The sequence below is a fragment of the Klebsiella sp. 10982 genome (assembly GCF_048589245.1).
Taxonomy (GTDB): Bacteria; Pseudomonadota; Gammaproteobacteria; order Enterobacterales; family Enterobacteriaceae; genus Klebsiella; species Klebsiella quasivariicola.
Window position 1 is genome coordinate 43,797 of sequence record NZ_JBMAXV010000011.1, and the last position, 19,148, is coordinate 62,944.

The following is a 19,148-nucleotide window of genomic DNA, read 5'->3' on the forward strand; positions in this document are numbered from 1 at the left end:
TTCAGCGTCCTTTCAAAAGTGTTAAGTCCAGCGGCGCGTCCAGCGGCTGGTTATCAAATGCCAGAAGCGGCAGTGTGTCGGGCAGCTCACGTCCAAAGTCCGGGTTTCGGTACACGCCATACAGCGGACTGGTGAAGCTCAGTGTGTGGATCTCTTTCAGCAGCTTCACAATGCTCGCCTCATCCACCAGCGAATCAGCAATGTCCTGAACAGTCGTACCTCTGTTCCTTCCAGCTTTCGCCAGACTCGAATTTTTGTGGTAATCCGCAACCAAGTCTCGCAATGCGCGTTTCCTGCGCCCCTCCGCCATTGTGAAGAGTTCTTTCATCACAGACTCGTTATCGCCAGGATCAGAGCGAAAATGGCGCTGAAAGACTTTGAGAGCGCTTTCGTAAGACTTGGGCTTTTCTGGTTTGATGAACTGGAAACCCGCTTTCATGGCAAATGGGTTGTATTTGCTCATGGACGACTGAATTTCGAGGATCGGGCGGTTGTGCATACGACACGCCAGATTCATAAACCGGTACGACAGACCCAGACCGCGATACTGCGTGTCGTTAACCAGACGGCTGACGACCGCAAATTCGGAGTTAACCTTGCGCCCCCAGAACTGATTAGCCACCGTCGTATTGGTGGTCGGCTTCAGCTTGGGAAACATGCGGTGGCGCGGGGCCAGCAGCAGTTTTGGAAATGCCATCACCATCACGCCGATCAGCCGACCATCCAACTCCGCCTTGTAATAACTTGGCGCAAACGGCTTACCGTCTGTCTTGTAGTGAAGGTCTTTCAGTGAATGCCAGTCCTCAACCGTGCCTCTGGTGACGATGATCCGCTCCATAAAGTCGAGGTGCTTGGGGAAAGATTCAGGCAGATGCCTCGTGATAGTGACGTCCATTATTGCTTTCTCCAGACCTTCAGTTTTTCAGTCTCAACGACCTTTGGCTTGCGGTTACTCTTCGGTGGCGGCTCATCCTCCATCTTGGGCTGCTTCTTGTCCGCGACATACTGCTCACGGGCATAGACCATATCCTTGACAATCTGGCCTTGCAGATAGGTCACGGCTTCCTGCTCCAGCGGGTTAATGCCGAACACTTCACACGCAAACAGCGCCAGGTGTAGCGCCTCGTGCCAGTAAACCACCGCATCGTATTTTTCCGGCAGGAACACGGTATGCAGCATGTAGTCGAAATCGACCATGCCGGGAACCGTGACAAGACCGCCGGCGCCCTCCATGTGTTGGGACATCTCCAGCGAGAACAGGTCACGGCAGACGTTGACGTAATTCTCTTCACCAAACATCACGGCAAAGCGGGAGTTGTACGGGGCAATCTTGGCCACATACGCCCCTTTTGAACGCATCCACGCCTTCCACGTCTCTTCGTCCACCAGCTCGCGCTGATCTCGTGCGCCGAGAATTGGGAACTCTTTCAAATCACTTAACTTCATAGTCCACCTTCACTCGTTCCTTGAAGTGCTTGGTGATCTGCACTGACGGCCGCAGCGCATTGACCAAATCCTCGTGGGTCGTCGCCACAATGACGGTTGCCCCCACTTTCCTTGCCGCTCGTTGAAGGTTTGATGCCACAACCTGCGCGGTCACACGATCCAGAACCGCGCCAAATTCATCGGCCACCCAGACATCAGCGCCGGACTCAATCAGCTTTGCGATTTTGAGACGGTATTTCTGGCCATCAGACATCTCTGACGGCTTTCTGACGAACAGATAGGCATCATTCAGCCCAGCCATAGAAAGCAGCCCCAGCGCATCGCTGGTGGTCTTCCCGATCTGGTCGATGACGTTCTTGTCGTCCTCAAAGGTGAACTGGTCGATGGATGCAACAGACTTGCCTTCCGCCGCCATCAGCTTTTGCAGCTCACGCAGAACAACGGATTTACCGGAACCGGACTGACCGGTAACGTACACGACGTCGCCCTGGTCGATGTTCAGCTCCAGGTTGTCGTAGAGAACCCACTCTTTTTCGTCGAGGCCAAGCCCAAAGGACTCGGCGATCTCCAGCGTTCGAACGGTCTTGTTGACGCGCGTCTTGAATGCGACGTTGATGTTGTAATTACTCATCGGCATTCATCTCGGCGCTGATCTGGCGAGCAAAAGCAATGAAGGCGCTGACGCCGAACTCACCGGTCTGGTCCTCCATGTAGGCCATCAGGTCGCCGACAGTGATTGCCTCGCTCATGGGGATCTCTTTGAAGCCCAGAACGTCGGTAATACGCGCAGTGCCGGCGGCCACCGTCGAGCTAATCTCTTCGTGCTCTTCGCGCTGGCGCTCAGATTCGGTTGCCAGATCGCTGACCAGGCTGTCAACGTCCATATCGCGGGTCATATCCTCGACCAGCACGGAAAGCTCACGATCAGAGAAGCCGAATACGTCAATTTCGACGTCAATCAGCTCTTTCAGCTCACGTTGCAGCTTCAGGGAGTCGTAATCGGTGCTGGCCAGCCGGTTATCTTCAAGGCGCTTCGCTCGCGTCTCTTCCTCGGACAGATCGCGACGGACAATCACCGGGACCGTCTTCATTCCGGCCTGAATTGCAGCCTCGCGACGACCGTGGCCGGTAATGATGACCATTTTGGCATCTACCGTGATCGGCTGGTCAAACCCGCGCTTCTGAATGGCTTTAACCAGGTCCGCGATCTGCTGTTCATCGTGGATTTTGGCGTTTTCTTCGTAAGGCACGAGTGTCCTGGGGTCCAGATACTCGATTTTGAACTCATTTTTCATCGGTTACGTCCTTGTAGTGATCGCAAAGCCACACCAACGCTTCCCCTGCGTCTTCTGACTCATTGCCTGTGTTGATTTCCTGCTCCGCGATGATGCGGTTGATGATGGTGGTGACCGACTCCGCCACGTCGTAGCTGACTTTGAAGCGCATGGTCTGGTGGTCTACACCCAGACGCTCTTTCTTCTCGCGCGGGTCTTTCGGAAGTTCCTCTTCGCCAGATTCCGCCAGCAGCTCTTCGAGTTTTTCGAAGTCGGCAGCGCTTTCGCGAGAGACGGTGGCCAGCAGCTCGTCGTCGATTGGGATGATTTCAGAAAAGTTGTAATCCAGAGAGGTCTGGAGCTCTTCGATTAGGCGTTGCAGTGCCAGATCGTCGTCTTCGCCGTAGCGTTCGTTGTCAACGAGCGACATTTGCTTAGCCAGAACGTCATCAATCTTGCCCACCGAGTTAATGGCAATAGTTTCGCGACCTTGCTCAACAGCTGCTCGCCAGCGATGTTCGCCACCAAGGATTTCGTAAAAGCCGCCGGCTACTTCACGAACCAGCACGGGCTTAAAGAAACCCAGACGGTCGATAGAGGTTTTCAGCTTCTCAAAATTGGCCGCGCCAACGGTGTTCGTGTTCCACGGATTGGGCCGGAGCAAGCCGACGCCAACCGTCAAAAATTTAAGTTCGATGTCCATATCCTGATATAATCCTTTAAGTATCCATTTACATATTATACATACGCTTTAACACAAAGAAACCTAAAAGGAAATTGACAATGGTCAGAATTGTTTGTGATGCCGTGAACGCGGTCGTCGGCGGTGCTGGGGATGACGTTAGAAAGATGATTCAGGATATGCTGAGCTATCAGGTCGAAGAAGGCGCTTACAGTCCGTATGGCGGTGGCGGCTGGCAGGGTACGTCGACCATGTTCTCATGGAGCACCAACTCCTTCCCGGCTGGATTCGCGCGTTCCATCGCCAACAACCTGAAAAACAAAGGCATCGAATGCACCTACCTTCGCAAGCCAATGGTTGAGCCGCTTGGGAAAGCCAAACCGATCATCAACAACTTCCCACCTAATCCGCACTACGCCTATCAGGATGAGACGGTTGAGCGTATGGTTAAGTCTGGTGGGATGATTGCGCAAATCGCTACCGGTGGCGGGAAGTCACAGGTCGCATGTAAAGCGGCGGCGCGAATCAACCGTATGACGCTATTCCTGACCACTCGAAGCCTTCTCATGTTCCAGATGGCAGACGCCTTTCAGGATTCAATCGACTACCGCGCCGCACATGGGGAGCCGAATTTAAAAGGTCAGAAGGTTGGTGTCGTCGGAGCTGGCGAATTTAAACCGTCACGATACATCAACGTTGCCACGGTGCAGACCATCTCCAGCTGGCTGGCCGAGCCCTCCAAGAGTCTGGAGCCGGCAAAATATAAAAAACAGATGGCCAGGCGTCAGAAAATGCGTGAGTTCCTCGAAAATGTAACTCTTCTCATACTTGAAGAGGCGCATGAGTCGTCCGGGAACAGCTTTAACGATATTGCAAAGTTGTGCAAGAACGCTGACTACCGGCTTGCACTGACAGCGACCCCCTTCATGAAGGACAGTACAGAGGCAAATATGCGTCTAATGGCTGTTTCTGGTCGTATTGAGATCAAAGTGACTGAAAAGTATCTAATTGATCGCGGCATCCTTGCAAAACCGTATTTTCAATATCACAATTCGACCTACGTGCCAGATGAGATCCGTCTGAACAAAGAGAAAGCCGATAAATTCATCAATTTTCGTCTTAATGTTCGCGACCCTTACCAGAAAGCGTACCAATTAGGGGTTACATACAATCTCGCACGTAATAAACTGATTGTTTCTAGTGCTTTAAGCTACAAAAAGCAAGGGTTGAACTGCATGACTCTTGTTAGGATTGAACGCCACGGGCAGATCCTTGTCGAAATGATGCGTGAGCAAGGCATTCGCTGCGACTTCATCAACGGCAAGTCCAGCCATGATGTTCGCAAGAAAAAGCTAAAAAGTCTGGCAGTAGGTGAGATTGATGTGCTGGTGGGTTCGACAATCCTCGACGTTGGCGTCGATGTGCCGAGCGTCGGAGCAGTGATAATTGCCGGTGGCGGGAAGGCCGAAGTTGAGTTTCGTCAGCGTGTCGGTCGCGGGTTACGAGCAAAAAAAGGAAAGGCCAATGTCTGCTTCATAACCGATTTTGTAGACGGTTTTCATAAAAATCTACTCCAGCACTCAATGGAGAGAAAAACGATAGTGGAGTCTACGCCTGGTTTTGCAGAAGGCATACAGCCAACAAACCAGCAATTTAAATTTGATTCGATATTACGGGGGGAACAGTAAATGTCGGACAAACCAATAGCCTGTCAGGTAAAGCTTTCACAGCGAGCAAACGCCAGACTGGAAAAAATACGAGCGAGCCTTGCCGAGAACGGACTATCTATGAGTAAGGCGCAGACGCTCAACTTCCTTCTGGAGTGTATGACCGCCGAGGATATGGCTAAAGCCGTTAACAGTGTTCGCATCGAGAGAGCGCGAAGACAACGAAGGCTTGAGTTGATCAAGTCGTCCAGTCTGACGATTGCCGATATCGAGTCGATGTACGAACCGGATGATTTGGACTAAAGGAAAGGGCGAGAGCCCTTTTTCCTTTTGGTGAAAACCGTTTCAGTGTTGTTAGTATAAGAGCCATCAAAAGCGAATAAGAGAATTTACCCATGTCACTAACCAAAGAATATATAGACGAAGTGATGGACAACCTCGCCTTCTTTAAATACAGCAAGCGACCGTGTCAGATTAATTTCGCGTCAGGCCAGGAGTTGATTCATAACATTCTCAATTTAAAGAGAGGCCCAGGCAAGGTTGAGATTGGAAATCTTGGTGACTTTGATGGACGTAGATATATCACGTCAGTGACTAATATTGTCGCCATCGAGAGTCGGCATTTTGCGGAACGTAGTGTACTCCCAGAAGGCAGGGTGGCGATTAAGATGTCGGAGCAGCCGCCACACCCTACCCCATCGGCAGACTACTTCGAAGTGTGTAAGGCGGCCGGACTAGCCGAGCAAACTATAAGGGTCACAACCGTCACCGGTCGCCAGTATGCCGGGCTGGTCGCCGGGTTGAACAGATGGTCAGTCGGGTTGGACAACCTAAATGGTATGGAGGGCAAGGTTGAAGTGTTCTTCGATTGGGTGACGAGCATCGAGGTGGTTGGTTAACCGTCCAGCGAAAGTATAAGGGGTGTGAGCGGTAAGAGCGGTCGGTATTTTTCATGGTCACTCTCGCCGCTTTTTATTTGTCTGAGCTACCGAGCGGAATATATTAACGAGCGACCGAGCGGAATATATTAAATATATAAGGGTCAACCTACCGGAAGGGAATTTATTAAACCTACACCTTCCTAGTATGACGCAAAAAACCTAAGACTTTCATTTTCTATATAGACAAAAATTATTTTCCTTTTTTTAAAAAAAACGCTTGCCAGTTTCATCACTTGGGCATATTCTTATCCCAAGCCAGAACGATGGCGAAAACGAAAAAAATAGTATCAATTGCGATACACTTAAATAAGGAATTAAATAATGACTACTTCTAACATTTCTAAATCATCCATTCTTTCCGCTGCAATGGTTGTTTCCGCTGATCTGGAATCTGTATATTCCATCTTATCCGAAGCAATGGAATCAAAACGCGCCAATGGCAACGTGACCAAGAAAGATACTGCGGATCTTAAAGCTGCATTCACCAAAATGAACTGGTTTAATAATCACATTGTTGGCGCGTTGAATGATGCAAAACTTTCTGGCGTGTTTTATTTTGTCATTAAAGCGACTAAACAAGATCCAGAACTGTTATTCCGTGAAGCAATGGAAAATTCTTATAGCTTGGAAAAGCTGGTTTATTTGGTTTCATCCATCGCAAAAGGAAAATGCCAATATTCACTGGCTGATAAAAGCGCTTCGCGTGTTTTCCTTATGACTGATTTGATCGCGGATGAAATGGAAGTTTTCACGCTTAAACATCTGCTGAATGAAATGAATGCAGTCAAACAGTCTATCATTGACGCGGACGCTAACAGCACTTTGAAGCTGGACGCTGGCTATACGCAAGTTAACCAATTGACTTGCTTGTTTGAACGTCTGGGATTGATTGAGAAAGTGAAAGGAAGCGGAGTTGTCAAAAATGGCTCCTTACAGTATCGCTTTATTAAAAATGATTTTTACAATTATCTGAAAGAATCTTTCGCAGCGTAATTTGTAAATATAACGCGCTCCATAGTGGGCGCGTTTTTAAATCCTTTTAATTGAGCATTTCAAAATGACTAAACAAAAATATCTTTCGGAACGTCGCGCCAAATATAACGAGTTTAAAAAAGAGCTTTACGACGTTTTAAAGAATGAAGCGGATTCAATGAATTTAACTTTCTTTGACTGTTGCGATGGGTATCTGACTGAGAAGAAAAAACGCTATATGGCGTTATGCAACATAATGGGCAAGCTGATGAACAGCTAACCACAGACAAGCAATTCAGCGCCCACTATGGGCGCTTTTTTCGTTTCTGGCTTCCATCGCTCCACGTCCCAACATTCCCACGTTCACAACGTCACACAGCGCCCACAATTGGGCGCTTTTTTTGTTGGCGTAAACGATATGCCAGATATCGCAGAATGACCATGCAAAATAACGCACAGAATCGACTGTAAGCGCTTTAAAAGAGACACGCCATACACTGGTACTACTCGTGCAATTGACGCGCTTAGAATGGCTCATATTGCGTTTTATCGTTATCTCTTATTCTCCGGTCATGGTTTACAGCGTAGCGATCCGTGATACTGTATCCGCTCGCCAATGATCCGCGATTGGTTAGCAGTCGATTGGTTAGCTGTCGAATGATCACAGAGATTGATTAGCTGTCGATGCATTTTCCAGCCATCTGGATGGAGGTCCGCCATCTCACCCCCAAGCGGCGACCCAGCTCCCGACGTCCCTCCCGACGCAAGAGCGGCACCACCCCACCGACGATTAGCCGCCCGGTACATGTAAAAAGCCAGCCGTTTCCCGAAAAAACCGTGCTCCCGTTTCTTCAGCCGTTTCCCGGGCGATTCCCTACGGCGAACTCTGACCGTTTTACCGGACCGTCCCTGCGGTGACACAGAGGTGATAAGAGAGGGAGAACGAGTCTCCCTTTCCTTCTGGCTTACTTCCCTTCGAGGATGATGATGTCGGATTTGAGGCGCGTCTTCCACATAGTCTTGCCGTTGGCGATAACGGTGAACTGATCGTGTCCGGCGTTGTAGACGACATTGGAGTGGCGTTCGCTCTTATCTACGGCGCGGACTGCTGCGCTTACCTGGTAGTCGCTATCCTGATGCGGTCGTGTCGCGGCGAGATAGCTTGCGATCTGGATGGCCATCTCGAAGCGGCGGCTCTCACAGTCGTTGCCACGTAGCGGGAAGACGAATGTTCCGAAGCTGGCTGAGACGAGGCGAGCTGAGTTGAAGGTCTGGGTGTACCCGAAGCCACTGGCCAGGTCACTCTGAAGAGAGTTGCGCTCCCACTCCATGAGTTTGTCGGTCACGTCGTCGTTTCCGCACATCACGCTGATTAGGCGCTTATGGATGGAGTTGAACAGCGCGGTGGATGAGCCAAAGCGAGTGTTAACGGTCAGTAACTGATTCATGTGCATTTCCTTTTATTTTTGTGTGTATCGTTTTGATGGAATGATTATCCCAGACTGAAATAGGCAGGAAACAAGTTGTTTGCGGCGTTATAAAACAAGGTGCGCGGCAGCCGGAGGCGATTTGGGTGGTATTTGCCTGGCGGTAGCCGGAGGGTATCTGGATGGTGTCAAGAAAAAAGCCACGGCTTGCGTGGCTTTGGCAGGTTGCTTAACGGCTATTAAGCGGTGGCTTTGGTCGCAGTGCCGTCGGTATCCAGGACGCTGGCCGGCAGCAGTGCGGAAAGTTGTTCGCCTGAGAAGATTTTCATCCCGTAGACGCCCATCCAGGTGCTTCCTGCGCCCATATTCCCCTCGATGAAGTCCATCACCTTGGAAATCAGATCTTCGGTCAGACTGGCGGTATCTTTACGCAGGTATGCTTCGGTGGCCACCAGCAGAGCGTCATCGCCGGCAACGATCATCTGCTGCCCTACGGCATAGACTTTCGCTTTGGTCGCACGGACGATGGTACGGGACAGCTGGGTGGTCAGTTTGGTGGCTCCCGCTTCGTTGCGCAGCTGAATGGTCAGCGTGGCGGTGCGATCTGCGGTCATTGGGTCGGTGTTTGAAGCGTAGTACAGGTCATAGACCATATCGTTACGAGTTAAGCTCATAAATCCTCCATGTTGTTGAGCCCGACAATACTAACCTTGTATGTTGACACATACAATAAAAAAGCCCCGCATTTCTTCGGGGCTGCTGGAAATTCAGCAAAGCACATGGTTATTCAGTAGCGACTAGTGATGCGTCACCATTAAAGCGGTCACAGCGTTGTGTGCTGCGCTCAAATGGTCATTGGGGAACAGACGTTGTACTGTCTTGTAACCCACGTCAGAGATGCGGGAGCGTTGCTCTACAACCAGACGTTGTCTGGACTCGCCGAGATTGTTAACGAGCGTTTCCCGGAACATTTCGATGGCGCAGTCATTCACTGACATGGCAAGCAGAACTTCCTTTCCCTTCATCCTGAAGCCAGCGCGATCGTGTCGGGCGTGTTGTTCCAGCTTACGCATAAAAGAGATGTTGGCCATCGTTTCGTTCCTCTGTTTGGGTGAGAGTCTCTTCTCTCGATGGGATGTATATTACCAGCGCTGGGCAGGCACAATAGCGTTTTGTGTAGGTAAATGGATACTTATCATCACCCCGAAGGTAAGGATGGGATGCATTGGGCCGTCGGCGTGGGAGCGGAAGGAAAGGCTGGTGGGTGTCCACCAGCGCCTTGTTTAGATGGAATCCAGGTCCATGTAGAAAGTCACGTCTTCTTCTTCAACGAAACGAGCGTCATCCGGCATCTTGAAAGCGAAGTCACCAGAGGCGCCATTGTCGTACTCTTTCGACATGCGCACAGCGTCTTTGGCCAGATTGTCGATGCTGGTGTCAAAGTCCACCAGGGCGAGCTTCTCCGCATTGTGTACGCGGGTAGTTCCGAAATCTCCTTCCCCATACGTGTTGACCATCGCCAGCACGTTAGACAAATCGTGGGCGACGTAAAACTCGTTCTGACCATCGACAGGCGTGGTGATGATCGCAGTGAAGGAGTTTTTGGCAGCGTTGCGAGTGGTGAAGTAGTGGAAGCGTTCCATGTGTATCTCTCTCTTTGTTGGTGTAAAGCCATTATCCCAGAACAAGAGAGGCAGGAAACAACTTGTTTAAGGCGCAAGGAAATAGGAGAGGCTGGAAACAAGGTGTTTGGGAAGTTATGGGCGCCGACGGCAGCGGATGGAAGAAAGCCACCGTTGCTGGTGGCGGGGCTTACTTGATTATCACGAAGTTGTGCGGCTCAATACTCCCACCGCAGTTATCACCGGCATAACTCACCATCTCCGCGCCGGTCGTCAGAACCACTGTCTTCGCCTCGACGGATTTGTACCGACCACAGAAGCGGTCAAAGAAGCCCAGGCTGTTAGCCATATCAAGGCGAATGTCCGTTCTAAAGCGACCGTTCTTCTTCAGCGTCTCCCAACCGGCGTCGCTGTTCCACCAGCTGCACAACTTACGGGCCATCTCCGTCTTCTTCTCCGCCGTGAGATTCCCCTCGTATGGGAAGACCAGCCGTAAATCATTACAGCCACCCATCAGCGCCTTCGTTGGCTCCAGCAGAGGCTTGGTAGTCAGTCCCATTGTTCCTCCGGGAACTCTTTAGCGATAGCGGCGACGAGCTCCGCCTTCTCTTCATCGGTAAACGTTTCCCAGGCCACTTTCGCCAGCGGCGAATGGTTCGGTGTGACAAATGACCACAGCTTACGGGACAGTTCCTGACCCACGCCGTCGATACACTCGGCGACAGAATCGACGGTCCAGTAGTTAAGCAGGTCTGGCATTTTGGTAGTCATGTGCATTTCTCTCCGTTCTTGTTGGTGTAGACCCATTATCCCAGGACTGGACAGGCAGGAAACAAGATGTTTACGGCGTCACTGGTCCCGACGGTCTGAACGTCTCCCCACGCGCCGACGGCTTAGACCGAATGTTCCACGTTGTCACCCGACAGAACATCCGTATGCTGGTGGTCTTCGTTCGCTGGCAGCCAACGGACATCCCGACCACTTCCCGACGGACACTCCCGTCCTGGCGCCGCGCAGCCGCCTGGTTCTTCCTGACCGACAACCGGCCGGCGGACCGATGCGGCATATACCGAAAGCTGGCCGTTTCTCGGTAAAGGCAAAGCTGGCCGTTTCTCGCCGTTTCCATAACCGACCTTCCACCCGTTCCTGAAGTGCGGTTCCGGGCCGGACCTGACCGACGGGACAGGGAGTGGTGCGACCGACGGGACCGGAAGGGATGGGCTACGGCTGACCGTGTGGATGGTGGGCCGTCGGGGCGGATGGTAGGGAGGGGAAACCTGGCCGTGTAATTTATACGGAAAGCGTGGCGCGGCCCTTTTCTTCCGACCCTCTTACACTTCCTTCCTTCCGGTCGTTCCTTCCGGTCGTTCCTTTCTCTCCCCCTTCCAGCCTTTCCCTTTCTATACGGCTTTCCACCTATCGCTTTCTCTACGGCTCTTTCTTTCCTCCCATACGGTCTTCTCTTCCGGCCCTTCTCTCTCTTCCTGTCCCCTCTCCTCTTCTGGTCTGTCTGTGTTGGTTCTTTTTATTGGGCGGTCCTTATCTGTGATTCCTTTATCGTTTCTCTATGGTGTTTCTGTGTTGTTCTCTCTTGGGAGTTTTCTTTCGTTGGGGTGTGGGTAATGTCATGTAGGGCTGGCTTTGTTCGTTCGTTTTCCTTGTTGTTTGGGTAATGGCGTGTGGTGATGTTTAGTAACTTAGTTGTTTGGTTGTTTCCTTGCGTTCCAATTATGTTGTTTCCTTGGTAATTGCTCTCTGGGCCTTGGTATTGCTGGTTTCCTCAATAATGGGAATCTGAGGTGTGGGTAATGGCAGGTGCCGGCAGCCTTGTGGAGTTTGGGTGGTGTTCTGTGGCCTGGGTAATGTTGGGTGGTGTTTGCCTTGGGGAACTTGGGTGGTGTGTATTGGCATGTCGCCTCTGGGATGTTGGGTGGTGTCTGGCGGGGTGGCTTGTGAATTTTGTGGGGTGTGTTCTTCCGGTGGGTTGTGTTCAGGTATTGGGATATAGGCTATCATGGAAGGTTTTGTCTTTTTTGGTTGTTGGTTCTCTCTTGGGTCGATTCTTCTCTCTGGGTGTGGGTCCGTGAAACGCTCTGTAATGCGTTTTGGGCGCTTCCCTTTTTGGGCTGCATGATTGCGTGGGTTGAATCGTAACTCTCTTCTGGTGGCTGTTCTGTGGTGGATTTGGCGGGTATAAGACTGGCGGGTCATAAAAGTCAATTTTTGGGGTCGATTTTACTATTCCCTTTGACTTTTTATTGACGTGTCTTAAATGGCAGGTCTGATGGGTGAAAATTGGCTGGAAGGCTTGCTGTGTCTGGTATTCGAGGGGTTTGGGTGGGTTTTGATTGTCAGATCAACTCACTCTTATAGATTACGGGGTAAGTTGATCTGTTTGGTCAAGGTAAAGTCAAACGTTATTTGATTGGGGTGAACGGTTTCGCCGCCACCGGGTACGCTTTGTCTCTGTCACAGTCCAGGCTAACGAAGCGCTTATCTTTTACTGTGTAAATGTCAAAGGTCATTATGTTGCTGTCGTACTCGGACACATATCTGGAGAAGATAGAATTGCGATCAGTCAGATCCGAATTTATCCCGTCCGACTGTATTCTAAAGCTGCGCAGTATTTTATCCTCACCCTCTCCGTAAATTACGGCAAACGAATCACCATAATCGATAACGTAGGCATCTGTGTGCAAGAAGCCTGTGTCTTTCGAATAGAACTCGCATACTGGGTATCGCATGGCGTTCGTCTTCTGCGTTGCCGCACTTACTACGGACTGAACGGGCTGCTCTGCGCAAGCCGAGAGAAGTATGGTGGCCAGTAATGCGGCGGAGATACGTTTCATAATATTCCCAGAGTGATGTTGTTAGAGACGGTTGCGGACTGAAGCGTTGTAAAGGGTTGCGCTATACGGCAGACGCATGAGGATCTTGTTTCCAGCCACCGCAACATTCATCGCACCTAAGCTGCACCAGGCGCTGAAGCTGCGTTTTGATAAACACATACCCTCTGGGCTCTCGATGAAGTTCATATCCACCTGGCCAGACTTCCACATAATCACCGTCTTGCCTTCCGGCATGGCGCCGATAGGGGCCACAACAAAAATGCTCAACTTGGTGGCCGCGACAACTGGCAGTGCGACAGCCAGTCCCAGCGCCACCCACCAGCCAGCTTTCACCTTGCGCTTCTCTACTGACTTTTGTTCGCTCATTTCCATTTCTATTTCCTTGCTGCTATTGTCTCAATGAAGTCATTTTCTCAAAACCAGACAGGCACTAAACAAGTTGTTTACGGCACGACTGGCTAATACAGGCAACAAAAAGCCGCCTCAACGGGCGGCGATTTTAGACGGTTGTATGTTATTGAATAGTACCAATTATGGTGGGCGATCGCTATTGCATCGATCCCCACTTTTCCTTTCGCTTCAGTCTGCGGACCGAACGAACTCTTTAAGCCAGTTGGCGTGGGCATCGTGGACCGCACGGCCCATTGCAATAGTAACTTCCGCCTGGGCGACGCTGACGCCGTAATCCTCAGCGAACCGGGCGACGGACAGATAATTGTTCGTCCAGTCTCGATAAAGTGCCGCCAGGTCATTTGGGGCGACTTCCTTCGTGCCTGTCAGACTGACTGTTAGATATGTGTTTGAAGGGGTCATCTGGGGTTCTCCTTTTCTGGTTGGCGTTATTGTCACAAACCAGAAAAGGGAGAAAACAATTTGTTTAAGGCGCTTCTTTAATTTGAAAATGAAGTCCTTCGATCAATAGACTACCGTGCTTCATTATGGTTCGCTTGCCCATATATAGCTCTCTCACGCTTTCCCAATCGGGCCAGTCGGTTCGCTCCGTTGACCATACGCCCCGATAGTCTGTGTGGATGGCGTTGTACTCCTTCAGCGTTAACTCAATCATCTGCACCTCTATGCTCTTTTGAAAACGAATACTGCTACCGTGATGCCGGTGTCCTCGAACTCGTTGGCGAAGTCACGACCTGATTTGGCACAAACGAACTCATTGCCGATCCACTCTTCCGGTTTGTAGCCGGCTGGCAGGACTGCGACCATAATTCCTTTTTCATTGAGATGGGTCAGCGCCGCCAGCGTATGCTCTTTGGCACGGCCCTCTGAGTAAGGCGGGTTGATCGCTATCTTGTCGTAGCCAGGGGCGGTGGCGAACTCCTTCGACCAGGCCAGAAAGTCCTTGTTGTAGACGTTGTACCCCTTGGCGCCCAGAATCTCGCAGAACAGCGGGGATATCTCCACGCTCGTTATGTTTTCCTCCGGCACATCGAGGAACGCCACCAGATCACCCCGCCCAGCGTCCGGGTCAAGAATCTGGTCGGTGGGCTGGCACTTCAGGATCTGCGAAACGTATTTCGCTATTGGCTCAGGCGTTGGGTAAAACTGGTGCGACTTCACCTCTGGAATGACGCCCAGGCTCACAATGCTATCGAGCGTTGCTTCGCACTCATATGGAAACTTCCAGCTGCCTCTAATCTTCACGCCGCCGATAAATCTCAACGTGCGCTCCAGATCCTGAATCTCAGCCTTCTGAAGATGCGAGTCCGGGAAATAGAAAAGTTCGTCGGCCCCACTGTGTCGGCGGTCGCGGATCAGCGTTCGCGTTCTCGTCGAAACCGTTTTCTGGATGTAGCCAAACTCTTTCGGAGCCTTGGTTGTTGGCGCCTTCCGGCACGGCGCCGGGATGGCGGCCGGCATACTGTGCGCCAGCACTTCATTCAGCTTCCACGCGACATCCGGGTGGATTTCAAAATGGGCATTGCCGTTTTTGAAAATCTTCACACGCATTAAGTTGCCGTCGACATTCATCCACTGACCGGTTTCGCAGTTATGCGCTCTGTAAGCCGCCGAGAGCATCTCAGAGCAACTATTAAGGGTGATGAACTCCTTATGTGCAAAGAAGTGCAGCATGACGCGCAGGTCGTCGATCACGTCCGCTTTGCGGTAGTTCAGGCTAATGCTGCTATTCCAGAAGTCGGTCACGCAGTAGGAGATGATCAGCTTCTCGCTGAAGCCGTATGTTTTGTTGGTTTTGTGCGTTGGGCTTAATGCCTTAAACAGACCATAGACGCGCTCGGCCAGATATTTGTGGCGGTCATTTAGCAGCGCGGTCATGGTAGGAATCACTGTGTCAGCCGTGAACTCAGGAACACCGACGAACTCTTCCACCTGGCGCTCGAATCCACCGCGATCTCTCTTCGCCATCTTTTGAACGCCTAACGTGAACTGGCTGCGCCACTGGTCGCGGCGTTCAGCCGGCATGATGAGAAGTGCGCCAGTCATATCCGTCACCTTGCTCCAGTATTCGGCCCAGATGTTTTGCTTAACGAAGTCCAGATTGACGGCGTTAAGCTGGTGGACGTTTCGGAGGCTCTCATCGTTTGGCCGGCGACTCAGTACCTGGAGACGGTTGATCATCGACACGCGGTCGTGTGAATAAACGAAATCATGCACCTGGTTCATCAGGGCGATCTCTTTTTCACACTCTGCCACGATGTCATGGATGACGTTCATTTCCTTGCGGAAATCAACGGCGCCGGCGGAGCTTTCGAGTATTGACACTGCGGTTGACATAGTTGATTCCTAAATAGTTTCCGTTGCAGACATTATCCAATAACAAGGAAGGCAGTAAACAAGTTGTTTACGGTGCTCCTTGTTTGGTTGTTTTCTACGTTACTTGTTCGAAAGGTAGTTGCTGCATATCGCAGCAGTCCTGTTGCAGAGCACGATATCGAACATGCCGATATGACAATCCTTAGCCGGTATACCCAGCTCTTTGGATAGCCACTGATATGCCGCCGAACGGGATTTGTGTCGCAGCTTCCAGATACGGTCAAAAAAGAAGTGAGCCTTGTTTTTGGCGGCTCTTAACTCTGCATTGGCCAGGCGGCCCAATGGTGCGCCGTTGCTTCTCTTATGACATCCGACGTAGGCGTTGCAGTCAGAGCAAAGGTAAAATTGAAGACTGTGTAGGTCTGCCCGATGTGGGTAAATTCGCTCACCGGTAACGAGATCAGCTAACTTGAGGCAGTATGGACATTCAACTTTGCGCATATTTCCACCTGAATAAAAACGCAGCCTAATGGCTGCGTTGAATGGGTGTTTGAATAGCTTTTTGAATAGCTATTTGTTCAATCCGTAGCGGTTCTTCAGCTCTCGGATCTGGGCGTTGGCCCCTTCCATAGCTCGAACCTGAGCGGCTTCGAACGTATTGACGATAGATTCAACCAGGTGCAGAGCATCTTTAGGCTGAATGGCTTTTTGAATAGAGTCATCACCACCATTGTTAGCCAGAATATCCATCGCTTCACGCAGCGCCTGGTTGTCAGCGGAAACCGTCTTCAGCTTGCTGTAGTAGTGGGCGACCAGAAGCAGCAAGTTGGACGGACTGAGATACCCACCTTCGTGAAGCGCTTCTGAGCCAACGATAAGACGCGCGAAATCCTGATTGGACTTAGTCCCACCGGCAAAGAGGACTGCGAAATCGGCAATCTCATCAGCGCGTTCTAAAACTTTGGCTTTGTTTTCTTCACATTTACGGCACATAACTTCTCTCTCTCATTTGTTCGTTTCGATGTGGTCATTCTGGCAAACTTGAGTAGGCAGTAAACAAGTTGTTTACGGCGTCAGTTGTTTTCTTATTTGCTTGTTATGACTTTGGTGAGGATGGGCATCATGATGACAATTGCCGAGAAGACAAGTACGCCATCAGAGACTACGGACAGGAGCCGGCTGGTGAAGTCCACCAGCACGGCCATCGTCAGTAGCAGCGCGGCCACGACGAGTCTAACCATTACAGATACTGATCCAGAGACAGTTGCAGAGCCTGGGCGATCTTCTTCAGCATCTGCTCTTCTTTCTCATCGATACCGTCGTTGTCGGCGATATCCAGGCACAGGCACAGAACATCGACCGCATCGGTGGTCCCGGCGACTTCCGCCAGCTGGCGCATTGCTTCAGCGTTAGCAGAACGCGGGGAGGCTTCGTAGCGGGAGCGGATGTTAGAGCTCATCTGGGCGATCTCACCGGCAAACGGGGAGAAGGAAGGCAGCGCGGAGATGGTTTTTTCCAGAACGCCGATCTCTTTCGCGTCACAGGTGCCGTCAGCATATGCGATCGCGTAAGCGCCCCAGACGGTCGCTTCAACCGCATCGCGGTTTTCCATCTTCTTAACTTCTACAGCGGCTTTGCGAACTTTCTTCTTAAAAATTCCAAACATTTTTATTTCCAACGTTATTTATTAAACAAGTTGTTTCGTTGTTTCCTGACTTTCATCAATCGCAGGAGAACGACGAAGATGACGAATCGGAGCATCCAGAGTCATACCCTCCAGTGTCGTGACTGTGGTGGGAGTGACTGTGGTGGTGGCTGGTGTCGTTGTGTGAGTGGTGGCTGCCGTAGCTGCGCTCTTCAACGACTGGCGCGTGAACTGGCGCGGCAATTCCGGTGCTGGCGTTACCCTCTGTAACAAACCGGCCACTGGAGCGAGAGCTAGTGGAGCCGACAATAGGCCGACGACCAGATAAGCTAGAGGTTTGAGCCTTTTTCTCTGGTAGTTTTCCATTACGATTACGATCCTTGTTTGGCTGGCCTCTCCCTTTAGACACATTGGTCAGAGCAACGATGGCATCGGCTTGGCTTTCAATCTTCATCTCAGCGGAGCGAATACGGTCTAAAAGGATGGCAATTCTGGATTCAAGATTTCGAGTCTTCACCTGGACGACTGACTCGATAACTTCTTTCGGCAGAAGCATTTCTGAAAGGAAACGGAACATAGGTCTCTTCCATAAGTTTCAAATGGAAGCGGCTGGGTTTACCAGCCGCAAGGGTTCTCATCCTTGAGATACTCACTTTGTGAGCTTGTCCTTAAGAAACAGCATACACACATGATATATGTATGTAAATACATATTTAAAATGTGCCGGAAGGAAGGAAGGAGAGGTCTGGCGATTGATTATCAACCATCCCAGATATGATCTTTGAATTAAGCGCGACGGCAGAGCCGGAGTGCTTGCCCCGAAGGGGCTGGTTTTGACTTTGGGTTTTGACTTTGGGTTTTGACTTTATCAACCATCCCAGATCACCTTTTTTCAAAGCGCGATGGCGAAGCCTGAGCGCTTTCCCCGAAGGGGCTGGTTTTGACTTTGACCTTGGTTTTTGGGTTTTAAATTCTGGGCGAGACTTGGGCCTTACGTTTCACGTTTCACGTTTCACGTTTCTACAACCGTTTACGGTTGTAAGGTTTTAAGGTTTTTGGGTTCCTATGGCCAAGGAGTTCCTAGGCAAATAACCGTCAAAGCTAGGTTCCAACTGAACCATCAAAGCTCAAACTAAGTTATTTGACCGACCTCCTTGAGTGGCCAGGCGGACCTCATAATCACTCTTGAAGAAAAGCGATTATGGCGTCAGCCACGGCAATCAAGTGAGCGACTTCCATCCAGTGTTGATCCGCTTGATACTGTTCCCGAATCAAAACCGTTTTACGCATTGCGTCGCTCGCCAGTTTTACCTGACATGTCCAACAAATTTGCCCTAAGCGTAGTCCCGTCTGGGCTTCCCACTTCACCCCATATGGAGATCCGCTTCTTACTGCGCCACTTAAACCGACCGTCTCTTCACCCGAGATCTAAGTGTCATATTGATAACTGTGAACAGTGGAGATACTTCTACCGCTCCGTCTGCGTTTTGCCTGCCCGTACTGCTCTAAGGGATTTTTACGATTGTGGTTCACAGTTAACCCACCAGATGGTGGGCATGTGTATTTTATCGTGACTGTGGTAGGTAAGTAAACATCTACATACATTACAAACTGAGATTATTTTGCTTGGGCGCGGCCCTTAAGCTGAACGTCCAGCGCGAAGTTTTCGTTGATGAGATAACCGATCAGCTGTATCAGCTCATCAGAATGTTTGTTGTTGACGATCGCCTCGCTGGACCAGGTGAAAAGCGACACAGCCTTACTCCTGTCAGTCATCAAGTCACGCGCCGTGGTGATAAAGTCTGTCTCCACTTGCGGCACTACGTTGGTGTGATTGTGCATTTAACGCCCTTATTTCGTAATTTACTTGTTTACTTGTTTGCTTGTTTCATAGTT

Annotated in this window: 27 protein-coding genes; 5 read left to right on the forward strand and 22 right to left on the reverse strand. The window is 50.7% G+C overall.

The genetic code is table 11. From position 1 onward, the window contains the following. Position 1: 1 nt before the first annotated feature. The 5 genes from ACKLKD_RS11430 to ACKLKD_RS11450 are packed head-to-tail and all read right to left on the reverse strand — an operon-like array spanning position 2 to position 3,423. Positions 2 to 895: a hypothetical protein gene (locus tag ACKLKD_RS11430; protein ID WP_064757908.1), complete on the reverse strand. Its 894-nt coding sequence runs from the start codon at positions 893 to 895 to the stop codon at positions 2 to 4. Further along, positions 895 to 1,446: a hypothetical protein gene (locus tag ACKLKD_RS11435; protein ID WP_132312489.1), complete on the reverse strand. Its 552-nt coding sequence runs from the start codon at positions 1,444 to 1,446 to the stop codon at positions 895 to 897. Before ACKLKD_RS11435 ends, ACKLKD_RS11430 begins: the two co-directional genes overlap by 1 nt. Further along, positions 1,433 to 2,077: an ATP-binding cassette domain-containing protein gene (locus ACKLKD_RS11440; RefSeq protein WP_064186104.1), complete on the reverse strand. Its 645-nt coding sequence runs from the start codon at positions 2,075 to 2,077 to the stop codon at positions 1,433 to 1,435. The genes ACKLKD_RS11435 and ACKLKD_RS11440 overlap by 14 nt, the downstream gene beginning before the upstream one ends. Continuing rightward, complete coding sequence (locus ACKLKD_RS11445; RefSeq protein ID WP_049140259.1) at positions 2,070 to 2,741, reverse strand: ParB/Srx family N-terminal domain-containing protein; 672 nt, start codon at positions 2,739 to 2,741, stop codon at positions 2,070 to 2,072. Before ACKLKD_RS11445 ends, ACKLKD_RS11440 begins: the two co-directional genes overlap by 8 nt. Then, on the reverse strand, positions 2,731 to 3,423 hold the full coding sequence (locus ACKLKD_RS11450; protein WP_087804849.1) for a ParB/RepB/Spo0J family partition protein: 693 nt from the start codon (positions 3,421 to 3,423) through the stop codon (positions 2,731 to 2,733). Before ACKLKD_RS11450 ends, ACKLKD_RS11445 begins: the two co-directional genes overlap by 11 nt. 80 nt (positions 3,424 to 3,503) lie before the next feature. Here ACKLKD_RS11450 and ACKLKD_RS11455 point away from each other — a divergent pair, with 80 nt between their 5' ends. The 5 genes from ACKLKD_RS11455 (at position 3,504) to ACKLKD_RS11475 (ending at position 7,262) form a co-directional block, all read left to right on the forward strand. Beyond that, entirely contained in the window at positions 3,504 to 5,090 is a 1,587-nt protein-coding gene (locus tag ACKLKD_RS11455) for a DEAD/DEAH box helicase (protein WP_228295554.1), read from the forward strand. Then, entirely contained in the window at positions 5,091 to 5,372 is a 282-nt protein-coding gene (locus ACKLKD_RS11460) for a hypothetical protein (protein ID WP_087804847.1), read from the forward strand. A 92-nt stretch (positions 5,373 to 5,464) separates the two neighbouring features. Then, positions 5,465 to 5,968, forward strand: coding sequence for a hypothetical protein (locus tag ACKLKD_RS11465; RefSeq protein WP_087804845.1), 504 nt, complete (start codon positions 5,465 to 5,467; stop codon positions 5,966 to 5,968). 363 nt (positions 5,969 to 6,331) lie between these two features. Next, positions 6,332 to 7,003, forward strand: coding sequence for a hypothetical protein (locus tag ACKLKD_RS11470; protein WP_087804843.1), 672 nt, complete (start codon positions 6,332 to 6,334; stop codon positions 7,001 to 7,003). Between the two features lie 64 nt (positions 7,004 to 7,067). Next, on the forward strand, positions 7,068 to 7,262 hold the full coding sequence (locus tag ACKLKD_RS11475; protein ID WP_064186097.1) for a hypothetical protein: 195 nt from the start codon (positions 7,068 to 7,070) through the stop codon (positions 7,260 to 7,262). A 685-nt stretch (positions 7,263 to 7,947) separates the two neighbouring features. Here ACKLKD_RS11475 and ACKLKD_RS11480 read toward each other — a convergent pair. The 17 genes from ACKLKD_RS11480 to ACKLKD_RS11560 all read right to left on the reverse strand — a co-directional run bounded on the left by ACKLKD_RS11480 (position 7,948) and on the right by ACKLKD_RS11560 (position 19,094). Then, complete coding sequence (locus ACKLKD_RS11480; RefSeq protein ID WP_087804841.1) at positions 7,948 to 8,430, reverse strand: hypothetical protein; 483 nt, start codon at positions 8,428 to 8,430, stop codon at positions 7,948 to 7,950. Between the two features lie 218 nt (positions 8,431 to 8,648). Beyond that, the gene (locus ACKLKD_RS11485) at positions 8,649 to 9,083 is read right to left on the reverse strand and encodes a hypothetical protein (RefSeq protein ID WP_087804839.1); all 435 of its coding nucleotides are present in this window, start codon (positions 9,081 to 9,083) and stop codon (positions 8,649 to 8,651) included. Positions 9,084 to 9,206: 123 nt separating this feature from the next. Then, the gene (locus ACKLKD_RS11490) at positions 9,207 to 9,500 is read right to left on the reverse strand and encodes a hypothetical protein (RefSeq protein WP_087804836.1); all 294 of its coding nucleotides are present in this window, start codon (positions 9,498 to 9,500) and stop codon (positions 9,207 to 9,209) included. A gap of 192 nt (positions 9,501 to 9,692) precedes the next feature. Continuing rightward, positions 9,693 to 10,052, reverse strand: a complete 360-nt coding sequence (locus ACKLKD_RS11495) for a hypothetical protein (RefSeq protein ID WP_087804833.1) — start codon at positions 10,050 to 10,052, stop codon at positions 9,693 to 9,695. A gap of 169 nt (positions 10,053 to 10,221) precedes the next feature. After that, positions 10,222 to 10,590, reverse strand: a complete 369-nt coding sequence (locus tag ACKLKD_RS11500) for a hypothetical protein (RefSeq protein ID WP_087804831.1) — start codon at positions 10,588 to 10,590, stop codon at positions 10,222 to 10,224. Further along, complete coding sequence (locus ACKLKD_RS11505) at positions 10,581 to 10,802, reverse strand: hypothetical protein (RefSeq protein WP_256597402.1); 222 nt, start codon at positions 10,800 to 10,802, stop codon at positions 10,581 to 10,583. Before ACKLKD_RS11505 ends, ACKLKD_RS11500 begins: the two co-directional genes overlap by 10 nt. Before the next feature lie 1,646 nt (positions 10,803 to 12,448). Next, entirely contained in the window at positions 12,449 to 12,880 is a 432-nt protein-coding gene (locus ACKLKD_RS11510; RefSeq protein WP_087804828.1) for a hypothetical protein, read from the reverse strand. A 21-nt stretch (positions 12,881 to 12,901) separates the two neighbouring features. Further along, on the reverse strand, positions 12,902 to 13,252 hold the full coding sequence (locus tag ACKLKD_RS11515; protein ID WP_087804826.1) for a hypothetical protein: 351 nt from the start codon (positions 13,250 to 13,252) through the stop codon (positions 12,902 to 12,904). A 207-nt stretch (positions 13,253 to 13,459) separates the two neighbouring features. Then, complete coding sequence (locus tag ACKLKD_RS11520; protein ID WP_049140237.1) at positions 13,460 to 13,693, reverse strand: hypothetical protein; 234 nt, start codon at positions 13,691 to 13,693, stop codon at positions 13,460 to 13,462. A gap of 64 nt (positions 13,694 to 13,757) precedes the next feature. Then, on the reverse strand, positions 13,758 to 13,946 hold the full coding sequence (locus ACKLKD_RS11525) for a hypothetical protein (RefSeq protein ID WP_087804881.1): 189 nt from the start codon (positions 13,944 to 13,946) through the stop codon (positions 13,758 to 13,760). Between the two features lie 8 nt (positions 13,947 to 13,954). Next, complete coding sequence (locus ACKLKD_RS11530; protein WP_087804824.1) at positions 13,955 to 15,628, reverse strand: DUF4942 domain-containing protein; 1,674 nt, start codon at positions 15,626 to 15,628, stop codon at positions 13,955 to 13,957. A gap of 99 nt (positions 15,629 to 15,727) precedes the next feature. Beyond that, positions 15,728 to 16,108 carry a zinc-finger-containing protein gene (locus ACKLKD_RS11535; protein ID WP_049140232.1) on the reverse strand — a complete coding sequence of 127 codons (381 nt, stop codon included), beginning with the start codon at positions 16,106 to 16,108 and terminating at the stop codon, positions 15,728 to 15,730. Positions 16,109 to 16,177: 69 nt separating this feature from the next. After that, positions 16,178 to 16,600 (reverse strand): hypothetical protein, encoded by a 423-nt coding sequence (locus ACKLKD_RS11540; protein ID WP_087804823.1) that lies wholly within the window; start codon positions 16,598 to 16,600, stop codon positions 16,178 to 16,180. Between the two features lie 92 nt (positions 16,601 to 16,692). Continuing rightward, a complete protein-coding gene (locus tag ACKLKD_RS11545; protein WP_087804821.1) occupies positions 16,693 to 16,848 on the reverse strand; it encodes a DUF3927 family protein in 156 nt (51 codons plus the stop codon). Then, entirely contained in the window at positions 16,848 to 17,273 is a 426-nt protein-coding gene (locus ACKLKD_RS11550; RefSeq protein ID WP_049140226.1) for a tellurite resistance TerB family protein, read from the reverse strand. The genes ACKLKD_RS11545 and ACKLKD_RS11550 overlap by 1 nt, the downstream gene beginning before the upstream one ends. A gap of 55 nt (positions 17,274 to 17,328) precedes the next feature. Then, positions 17,329 to 17,829 carry a hypothetical protein gene (locus ACKLKD_RS11555; RefSeq protein WP_165931897.1) on the reverse strand — a complete coding sequence of 167 codons (501 nt, stop codon included), beginning with the start codon at positions 17,827 to 17,829 and terminating at the stop codon, positions 17,329 to 17,331. A gap of 1,040 nt (positions 17,830 to 18,869) precedes the next feature. After that, positions 18,870 to 19,094, reverse strand: a complete 225-nt coding sequence (locus ACKLKD_RS11560; RefSeq protein WP_064186085.1) for a hypothetical protein — start codon at positions 19,092 to 19,094, stop codon at positions 18,870 to 18,872. Between the last annotated feature and the right edge of the window lie 54 nt (positions 19,095 to 19,148).